This window comes from Syntrophomonas sp. UBA1041 (assembly GCF_002316705.1).
Classification (GTDB): domain Bacteria; phylum Bacillota; class Syntrophomonadia; order Syntrophomonadales; family Syntrophomonadaceae; genus DTU019.
This window is the reverse complement of sequence record NZ_DCEA01000069.1, coordinates 1-8,825: the sequence shown is the minus strand read 5'-3', so window position 1 is coordinate 8,825 and position 8,825 is coordinate 1. Positions and strand designations below refer to the sequence as shown.

Genomic DNA, 8,825 nt, shown 5'->3' with positions numbered 1-8,825 from the left:
TTTTCCCACACGGTAACCTGGTGATACCGGCTGCAGAGATCAAACGGAAAATACTGGTGGTCGGGGCCGGCCCGGCCGGACTGGAAGCGGCCTGTACCCTGGCAGAGCGGGGGCACCAGGTTACCGTGTGGGAAAAGCAAGAGGCTATTGGGGGACAGTGGCGTTTGGCGGCAGTCCCGCCGGGAAAAGCCGACTTTTTGCCTCTATTAAGCTATTATGAAGAACGTATGGCTCAAGCCGGAGTGGAATTGATATTGGGCAAGCCCGCCACCCCTGAAGAAACCCTGGCCCGGGGGGCAGATGCGGTGATTATTGCCAGCGGAGCCCAGCCGGTGAGCGAAGTGCCTTTTCCCTGTGAGACGGTCCGGGTTTTGCAGGCCTGGGAAGTGCTGGCCGGGGCTCCGGTAGAAGGTTCCAACATATTGGTGGTCGGCGGGGGCTCGGTAGGCTGTGAGACTGCCTTATACCTGGCTGAACAGGGCGCCCTGGATGCGGATACTGCCAAATTCATGCTCATCCACGAGGCGGAACCGCCCGATGAGATCCGAAAACTGTTGCTGACCGGGAGTTATAAAATTACTATCGTAGAACAACAAAAGAGTCTGGCTCGTGACATGAACAATGCCACCCGCTGGCTGCTGCTCAAAAATCTTGATATGTTCGGGGTAAACATTTACACTCAAGCTTCTGTTGAGGGAGTCTCCGCATCAGGTGCGACACTGCGGCAAGACGATGCTCCGCTGACTATTAAAGCCGACACGGTCGTCCTGGCGTTGGGGGCCAGGGCAGACAACGCCTTATATGAAGCCCTGACCGGTCAGCCTGATGTTTACCTGTTGGGAGACGCCCGGCGTCCCGGAAAGGTTCATGAGGCCATACATGAGGCCCACAAGCTGGCCTGCAGTCTATGAGCCTGCCATACAAAGATTATGGAATGGATAGGGGACAATAGTATGAAAAATATGCAGTTTGCGATACTGGGGCTGGGCCGTTTCGGTTTCAGCCTGGTCAAGGAGCTGAGCCGCATGGGGTTGGATGTCCTGGCGGTGGATTCTGATCCTAACAAGGTTAATCTGGCCCGCGACATCGCTACCTACGCGGTGGAGGCTGACAGCACTGATGAACAGGTCTTAAAAACCCTGGGAATACGCAATTTTGACGTAGTGGTGGTGGCTATCGGAGAGAACGTACAGTCCAATATTCTGACCACCATTTTGCTCAAAGACATGGAAGTTCCCATGGTAGTCTCCAAAGCCCAAAACCACCTGCATGGCCGGGTACTCGAAAAGATCGGCACCGACCTGGTCGTCTATCCGGAGCGGGACATGGCGATTCGGGTGGCCCAGTCACTCTTGACCAAAAGCGTACTTGATCATATTAACCTGTCCAGTGAATACAGTATTCTGGAGATCATTACCCCTGCTTTGTTTGTCGGTAAGACCCTCCAGGAGAGCAATATCCGGGAAAAGCATAATGTTAATATTATCGCCATTAAACGCGGGGAAGAGATCATTGTTAATCCCACCTCCAACCAGACCGTCCTTGCCAACGATATCCTGGTGGTTCTAGGTAAAAACATTTATCTCGATAAACTCAGCGATCTTTAGCAGTAATAGTTCGGAGGATATGGATGGGCAGTTTTCGTTTGAGTCCGCCGCAGGTGGTAGCAGGCGGTTTCATTCTGCTAATAATACTGGGCAGCCTGCTATTAGCCACCCCCTGGGCCACGGCCAACGGTGAAAGCGATGGGCTGACAGCCGTCTTTACCGCTACTTCGGCGGTCTGTGTCACCGGTTTGATAGTGGAAGACACCGCCACTTACTGGAGTTTTTTTGGGCAGGTTGTCATCATGCTTTTGATGCAGTTAGGCGGTTTGAGCATTATGGCCATGGCTACCTTTTATGCGCTCTTGTTTGGGAAACGCATCGCCTTGCGGCAGCGAATGTTCATGCAAGCCGCCATTAACAAATCTTCGCCGGGAGGAATAGTCAGCCTTTTCCGCTATCTGATTATTTTTAGCCTGGGGATTGAGCTGGCCGGAGCTTTGCTTTTGACTTTGCATTGGATCCCTCAAATGGGCTTTACCAAGGCGCTTTATTTCGGATTGTTCCACTCCATTTCCGCGTTTAACAACGGCGGCTTTGATTTGTTCGGCAATTTTGCCAGTTTGTCCGGCTTCAGAACCGACGCCCTGACAAATTTGGTTATTTCCATCCTCATCATTGCGGGAGGACTGGGTTTTGTAGTCATCGCTGAAATCATCAGCTTTAGAAGCCGCGGTCGCTTCTCCCTGCACAGCAAGATCGTGCTCTCCACCACTGCAGTGTTGCTGCTCCTGGGAACTCTCTTCATATTGGTGGCAGAATACAATCATGCTTTGCAGGAATTATCTTTCCCCGGCAAGGTGTTGACCGCCTACTTTCACTCCGTAACCCGCACCGCCGGTTTTGTGACTATGGATATCACCACCCTTTTTCAAGGCACCCAGTTCTTAATGATCCTCTTGATGTTCATCGGCGGTTCTCCGGGCTCCACCGCAGGCGGGATGAAAACCGTGACTTTTACCGTGGTTTGGGCGGCCATACTCAGCCAGATGCAGGGTAAAAAGGATGTCGAAATCTTCAGAAGGCGCATTCCTCAGCAGGACGTTATCCGGGCTCTGGCTATTATCGCCATGTCCGGTTTTTATGTCTGTGCCAGCATTCTGCTGCTTACCTTTATACAAGGAGCCGATAGCCTGAACAAAATCGTTTTTGAGGTGGTTTCCGCCTTTGCTACGGTGGGGCTGTCATTGAACTACACTCCGGAGTTGAACACTCTGGGCAGGCTAATGATCATTCTTACCATGTTTGTTGGCAGGGTGGGGCCCTTGACTCTGGCGGTGGCATTTGCTCAAAAAGAACGGCAGGTTGATATTCGCTACGCCGAGGAAGAAGTCATGATCGGTTGAGCCAGGCAAGCAGGGACGGTGACAAAAAGGACTGTCCAGGACCACTGTGGTCATGCCTCCGGCTCCAGCAGGGAGAGAGCAGCTACAGAAAATGCCCTAATCGCAATCACTAGCGGCTATAAGGCCATGACCGTTAATTATGCTCGAATCATATCGCTAAAACCGGATAAACGCTTAAATAAAGTCATAGGCCTGGACCAGATCGTTTAGCTGGTATTTTAGAGCGGGGCGGTAGAGGATAGTTTTCTCTGCTTGGCTGGGCACGCGGTGCACGTAAAAAAGCAGAGCGAGCGACGGAAGCGAAGAACAAGACGCGCAATAGGCCCGCGATTGAGGCGTACAAATAGTACGTTGATTGAGCGGACCTATTGAGCAACGCAGTTATTCGTTTTTGTCGACGATCTGAGCTGAGCGGTTTTGCCGCTCAGTTACGCAATCATATGGAAATCTAATGAAAACCGGAGTTGACGACCTTCACTATAGGAGGTTTCACCCGGCGCCTCTTCCTTATTATCCGACCTGGGTGGATAGGAAAACAGGCAGCGTCATATGACCGACCTGTTCCTGAAGCTCTTCGATTTCATCTATATGGCGGTCTTCATCGTTCAGGATTTGTTGCAGTATTTCCCGAGTGGCGTAATCATTTACGTCTCCCGCCAACTTTATGGCCTGATTATAAGCCGCAATGGCTCCTGCTTCTGCCAGACGGTCGTTTTCAAGCTGTTTGGGAATCTCACTGCCGATATGGATATCTTTGAGCTGACTCACGATGGGCACGCCTTCGAGGAAAAGTATTCTCGAAATCAAGGTCTCGGCATGTTTCATTTCAGTAATAGCCCGCTTTTCAAATTGATCATGCAGTTTACCATAGCCCCAACTCGCACACATTTCAGAATGGACGATGTACTGGTTGATTGCGGTCAGTTCGTCGGCCAGCAGTGAATTCAAGGCTTCGATAAGCTTGGGATCTCCTTTCACGTCAAGTCCTCCCTTCTTATATCAAAAATACAAACAATTATAATTATACAATATCATCCAGCCGGGCTTGAGGCAAATGAATTGTACCATAATGTCAAATGGCGGCTTTGGCTACTCAGTACCCAGTGGTTTTGCTGTTCCTCTGCATCGCCGCTTACCAGTCCTTCTTCATGAATCAGTTGGGGGGTTAAACATTTTACCTGATATTCCGATGGCATCAGATTATTTGGAGGGAGTTTCGACATCATATTCCTGCCCCGGCAATGTTATTTCAACCCCCTGAGGCAAAAGCCACAACTCGATCATGCTTTTACAGCATGGGCACATGCCTTGGGCGAGCTTCTCCGGCTGGCAAACGCCAAGGATATTAATATTTACTGTCATCCCCATCGTTTCTTGGCCGTCTTGGTCGTGGCGATCTTCAGGCGGTTTTTCCCGCGGTTTGAGATGAAACTTAATGGGCGTGAACAAAGTCATGATTTTGGCCAAGACTTTTTTCAGTTTATGCGCAGGGTTTGAATCCGGTTTTTCAGGCCTGTGCGTCATCCCTGGTCGGAGTTCCGGCATCTTGTTGGTACCTCCCGTATTTTTAAAACCTGGGGTTTATTGTGCAAAATTAAACGGACTGTTCAATTGTCCTTAAAGAAATTCTCAATATCAACGCCCAGAATCTGTGATATTTTATACAAGTCGGTGGATTCAATCGATCGTCTATTTCTCTCTATGTTACTCAGCCATTGGGGTGTTCGCCCCATTTTACCGGCCACCCATTCCAGGGTTACGCCTTTGCTTTTTCGGATTCTTGCGATGTTCTGCCCAATTCTCAGCCATTCCCTCTTCCCCATGTTTTCACTCCCATGAAACAAAACGTTTAAGGATGGTCTTAGTATAAGGGAGAATATGGAAGCCGTCAACACATTTAGTTTAAAGATTTATTCTCTGCGTTTAAATTTGGTAAACTAGGTGCGAGGAGTGAGGCGGATGAGCTTAGGAGAAAGACTGCGATCAGCTCGAGAGGAAAAAGGTTGGAAGCAAACCTACGTGGCTAAGATATTGGGGATTACCAGCCAATCTTTATCCAACTACGAACGGGGAGACCGGGACCCGGATACCTCTTTGTTAGCCCGGTTGGCTGATTTGTATGAAGTGACCACAGACTATTTGCTCGGCCGTGACCAGATAGAAGTAAAAATGGAGATCGACCCGGAGGAAATAAAAACTGTGTACGACATGGACAAATTGGCCGAGGAACTCAGACAATCTTTGAACCAGGCCCTGGCTGAAGGGGTTTTGACGGAAGACCAGGCCAAACAAACTCTTGACATCGCCCGGCAGACCATGAAACTGATCATCGATTCGAAAAAAGGCCAATAGAAAGGACATAGATGGCGCCCAAAACCACTCTGCACACAACCCGGTCAGTGTTGTTACCGGAGGCATAGGCGGCGGAGCTGTGAGTTATATGAATACAGCCCAAGGGCGAAAATACCGGAATTCCTTAATCAATTCCGCAAGCGGACCAAGATTGAACCTAAGAACGCAGAATTAAAAAGAATCCATGAATCGGGCAAAGGCTACGGTCTATGAAGCATCCGCATTCAGGCCAAACTAACAGCTCTGGCACATAATTTAAAGCGGATAACCAAGCTGGTATCCGCTTTACAAGACCTGAATAATCATTTGGACAGTTGCTGCAGCGCCGATTATTGATTAACCGATCAGATTGGATCAGAAAATACGCAATCACAGTTTAAAAGACTACGTTTTCAGTGATCTCGGACCGTCCCCATTTGTCACCATCCCCGGTTACCTCTGTTCTAATTCAGGCTTATCTGAACCAGGTTACCTTTTGCTTCAATTCCGGGTCCAGACGGGGTGGGGCTTTGGGTATATATTCCGGGTACCCTATGGGTGTAACCGCAACGATCTCTTTGTCCTCTCCGATGGAAAGCAGCTCGCGCAAAAAGGCCTCCTCCTGCAAGGGTCCAGTCATCCAGCAACTCCCTAATCCTTCGGCACAGGCTGCCAGCAACAGGTTTTCAAAGGCCGCACATACCCCCTTCAGGTGCATTTTGCGCATCACATCTTTTTTCTGAACCGGAGCCAGAGCTATGATAACCAAAGGCGCCCCGAAAAAATTACGTACGTTGTTTAAATAGGCCTCGCGTTTGTCCGCTTCCATTTTAGCCGCCATGGGTTCATAAATGCGGGCCAGACTTTCGCCCATGGATTTGAGTTTGGCTCCGCTGACCACCACGAACTCCCATGATTGCGTATTCATTCCCGAAGGGGCCCAGTTGGCGGCATCAAGGATTCTGTAGACAAGGTCTTCAGGGACCCTATCGGGTTTGTACTTGCGCACCGCTCTGCGGTTTCGAATCACTTCATAAAACTCCATACCATCTACCTCCTTCTAGACTAGTATTCATTTTGCTCGGCAATGATATGCTTAACACCAATCCGCTCCTGTTGTCACAGGTGACAGGACGGCCTACAGCATCACTGGAAATAATGGGCCATAAACCTGCAGCCACAGCCGATTGGCCTCATAATAATTCTCATTCAATTCATGCTCAACCGCCTGGGAGGCAAGCTTAAAATCATCATTGGCGTAGGCGCCAAAGTCCTCTGTAGAGGGTAATTCCCGGTTGCTGCCCTGCGCATAGTATATTGCCTGGTTTTTTCTGCGGCCGGCCAGGTATTCCAGAAAGTCCCGCCCCATAATACCGTAATATCCGAAAGCTGTATCATTATTCTCCCATTCATCCATGAAGCTGACCACCAGGGTATCCAGGAGCATTCCGGAAATCGGCACATTGCGGGCAGCTCTCCAGGCTCTCATCATTCTGGCCAGGTGTTTGGTTTTACCGGTATATCGGAAATTTGAATCTTCAATGACTTCAATTTCCCGAAGCGGATTAAAAGTTGACCAGCCGGTCATATTGTTCAGGTCAGGATAAATATAACTTTTCTTTAAACCGGGAAACGCAGGTATGATTTCAAACTGCAGATTGTGCAGAGAGGGTATGATGATATGGCACTGGTCAGATAGCTTCACCATGGGAAAGGCTTCTTCTATCAGCTCCCGCACTTCCTTGATCAGTACCCGAGGCGCTTTTTGCTGCCAGACTTCGAGGCGCTTTTGCACCCGCTGAGGCATTTCGTATAAAATATTGATATTGGCTACGCCCTTGATGGCGGTACCTCTGCCATACGAACCGATAAAGCGGGCGTATCTCAGTTCGGATCTGTTGCCGTAATAAGTCTGGTTCAACTGCCTGGTTATAGTGCGAAAGGTTTCCATGATAAATTCCGTGTGTTCAACGGCCAAATTGTCCAGAAAGGCTTGAAACTTATCTGCAACAGTGGAGGCAACTCTTTTGTCCATCTAAAAACCCCCCGACCCTATTTATTTTTTACCATTTTAACACATCAAGCTGTCCTCCGGCTAAATGGTTAGGTAAGGATGCGCATAAACAGCGGCGGGGTTATCCGAAATTGATTTTATCAGGCAACGGCACAAATCGGCCTTCACCCCCTGGAGGGGCGGCGATAAGGCACCGGTACATATTCAACCGAGGGCATTTGGCGGGCCGGCTGGGGAAAGAGATCCATCAGCTCGTAGATGTAATCGGGCAGATTGCAGTTTACCGGCAGTCCCAGTTGGGACAGGGTAGAGCAGACCAGAGCGAAATCATGGGTCCAACGCCCTTCGCTCAGGATCTGGGCCAGATTTCTTGCCGCATCTTCATCCAAACGCGGCGTCATAACTTCCACAGCGGTCTCAAAGATCTGTGCAGTAGCCTTTTCCGCTACATCCGCGAGTATGATGGTTTCGTCATCTATGTCTTCAACCGGCTTCTCGCGTAAAACCCGGATGATCGAGCTGGCCGGAAACTGTCCGATCTGCGGATCTATCGGGCCTAGAACCGCGTTTTCATCAAGCAGGATTTCGTCAGCCGCCAGGGCTATCAAGGTGCCGCCGGACATAGCGTAATGAGGAATGATTGCGGTGACCTTGGCAGGGTGTTTTCTCAAGGCCCGGGCTATCTGTTCGGCCGCCAGGGCTATTCCGCCCGGGGTGTGCAGGATGATGTCGATGGGCATATCGTCCGGTGTCAGTCGAATCGCGCGCAAAACCTTCTCCGAGTCCTCCATGTCGATAAAGCGCCTCAACGGAATGCCCAAAAAACTGAGCGACTCCTGACGATGTATCAAGGTGATGACTCTGCTTTGGCGTTCCATCTCGATACGGCGCAGGAAGGCCAGCCGGGATGATAGAATGCGGCGTTGTTTGAGAACCGGAAGGAAGGCCATCAGCAAAAATACCAACCAGAAAAGTGAGCCTATATCGTACTGCACTGGTATCATCCTCCTTTATAATCAGAAAAAGCCGGCTAAAAAATCCTCCGGCACTATAATTTTACACTGTAAGCCGTACAAGTCAAGTATAACCCCGAAATTCGGCGATATTCTACAAGATAGCCACCCCTTTTAGGGTGATTGCTCAACACCATTTCCTGCATCCCAGTATCGGCCCATACTGATGTTTGAACTTTTGGGCTAAAATAATAGTATAGAAATACTGTATGCCTGTTTATTTATAACAATTTTCGCAACCCTTACCTATTTGCATTATTCACAGCCAAATGGGCCAAGGGTATTACTGTTATTGGGGCAGCCTGTTATGATGGTTCGCTGGAGGAGGGGAGTAAATAGCAGAGAGAAAGTCGTTGTTTGATAAGAGTGATCATCTGATTTACAATGTTGTTCAGTATTACTTTGAAGGAAGGGGTGTCGTTTTGAAAAACCTTACCCAAAGGGGACTGTGGAGTTCCCTGCTGAGTGTACCGTTTATTCTTTTACAGCCGGCCCTGGCCCTGGCCAGCGAAGCGGA

10 protein-coding genes and 1 pseudogene are annotated in these 8,825 nt (G+C 49.5%); 5 read left to right on the top strand and 6 right to left on the bottom strand.

Annotated elements, in window-relative coordinates; genetic code table 11:
* The 3 genes from B2633_RS10445 to B2633_RS10435 all read left to right on the top strand — a co-directional run.
* Positions 1–911, top strand: a 911-nt coding sequence (locus tag B2633_RS10445; protein WP_483170575.1) for an NAD(P)/FAD-dependent oxidoreductase, incomplete at its 5' end; no start/stop codon positions are given.
* 42 nt (positions 912–953) lie between these two features.
* Positions 954–1,607, top strand: a complete 654-nt coding sequence (locus B2633_RS10440) for a potassium channel family protein (RefSeq protein WP_483170574.1) — start codon at positions 954–956, stop codon at positions 1,605–1,607.
* Positions 1,608–1,630: 23 nt separating this feature from the next.
* A complete protein-coding gene (locus B2633_RS10435) occupies positions 1,631–2,950 on the top strand; it encodes a TrkH family potassium uptake protein (protein ID WP_483170572.1) in 1,320 nt (439 codons plus the stop codon).
* Positions 2,951–3,460: 510 nt separating this feature from the next.
* Here B2633_RS10435 and bfr read toward each other — a convergent pair.
* The 3 genes from bfr to B2633_RS10420 form a co-directional block, all read right to left on the bottom strand.
* The gene (gene bfr, locus B2633_RS10430; RefSeq protein WP_483170571.1) at positions 3,461–3,928 is read right to left on the bottom strand and encodes a bacterioferritin; all 468 of its coding nucleotides are present in this window, start codon (positions 3,926–3,928) and stop codon (positions 3,461–3,463) included.
* A gap of 222 nt (positions 3,929–4,150) precedes the next feature.
* Positions 4,151–4,417 (bottom strand): hypothetical protein, encoded by a 267-nt coding sequence (locus B2633_RS10425; protein WP_483170570.1) that lies wholly within the window; start codon positions 4,415–4,417, stop codon positions 4,151–4,153.
* Between the two features lie 140 nt (positions 4,418–4,557).
* Entirely contained in the window at positions 4,558–4,773 is a 216-nt protein-coding gene (locus tag B2633_RS10420) for a helix-turn-helix domain-containing protein (protein ID WP_481039037.1), read from the bottom strand.
* A gap of 136 nt (positions 4,774–4,909) precedes the next feature.
* Here B2633_RS10420 and B2633_RS10415 point away from each other — a divergent pair, with 136 nt between their 5' ends.
* Both B2633_RS10415 and B2633_RS10410 read left to right on the top strand, forming a co-directional pair.
* Positions 4,910–5,302: a helix-turn-helix domain-containing protein gene (locus B2633_RS10415; RefSeq protein WP_481039039.1), complete on the top strand. Its 393-nt coding sequence runs from the start codon at positions 4,910–4,912 to the stop codon at positions 5,300–5,302.
* Between the two features lie 81 nt (positions 5,303–5,383).
* Positions 5,384–5,602 (top strand): annotated as a pseudogene (locus tag B2633_RS10410) (IS5/IS1182 family transposase); the annotation flags it as partial.
* Between the two features lie 154 nt (positions 5,603–5,756).
* Here the strand turns inward: B2633_RS10410 and B2633_RS10405 are convergent.
* From B2633_RS10405 to B2633_RS10395, 3 genes are all read right to left on the bottom strand, one after another.
* Entirely contained in the window at positions 5,757–6,326 is a 570-nt protein-coding gene (locus tag B2633_RS10405) for a nitroreductase family protein (RefSeq protein ID WP_483170568.1), read from the bottom strand.
* A gap of 93 nt (positions 6,327–6,419) precedes the next feature.
* Positions 6,420–7,316, bottom strand: a complete 897-nt coding sequence (locus B2633_RS10400; protein WP_483170567.1) for an SMODS domain-containing nucleotidyltransferase — start codon at positions 7,314–7,316, stop codon at positions 6,420–6,422.
* 143 nt (positions 7,317–7,459) lie between these two features.
* On the bottom strand, positions 7,460–8,299 hold the full coding sequence (locus tag B2633_RS10395; RefSeq protein WP_483170566.1) for an SDH family Clp fold serine proteinase: 840 nt from the start codon (positions 8,297–8,299) through the stop codon (positions 7,460–7,462).
* Between the last annotated feature and the right edge of the window lie 526 nt (positions 8,300–8,825).

Bases quoted from the DNA above. Each gene is read 5' to 3' on its own strand.
- B2633_RS10415 (WP_481039039.1), top strand. From the start codon at position 4,910: ATGAGCTTAGGAGAAAGACTGCGATCAGCTCGAGAGGAAAAAGGTTGG.
- B2633_RS10405 (WP_483170568.1), bottom strand. From the start codon at position 6,326: ATGGAGTTTTATGAAGTGATTCGAAACCGCAGAGCGGTGCGCAAGTAC.
- B2633_RS10400 (WP_483170567.1), bottom strand. From the start codon at position 7,316: ATGGACAAAAGAGTTGCCTCCACTGTTGCAGATAAGTTTCAAGCCTTT.
- B2633_RS10440 (WP_483170574.1), top strand. From the start codon at position 954: ATGAAAAATATGCAGTTTGCGATACTGGGGCTGGGCCGTTTCGGTTTC.
- B2633_RS10395 (WP_483170566.1), bottom strand. From the start codon at position 8,299: ATGATACCAGTGCAGTACGATATAGGCTCACTTTTCTGGTTGGTATTT.
- B2633_RS10435 (WP_483170572.1), top strand. From the start codon at position 1,631: ATGGGCAGTTTTCGTTTGAGTCCGCCGCAGGTGGTAGCAGGCGGTTTC.
- B2633_RS10420 (WP_481039037.1), bottom strand. From the start codon at position 4,773: ATGGGGAAGAGGGAATGGCTGAGAATTGGGCAGAACATCGCAAGAATC.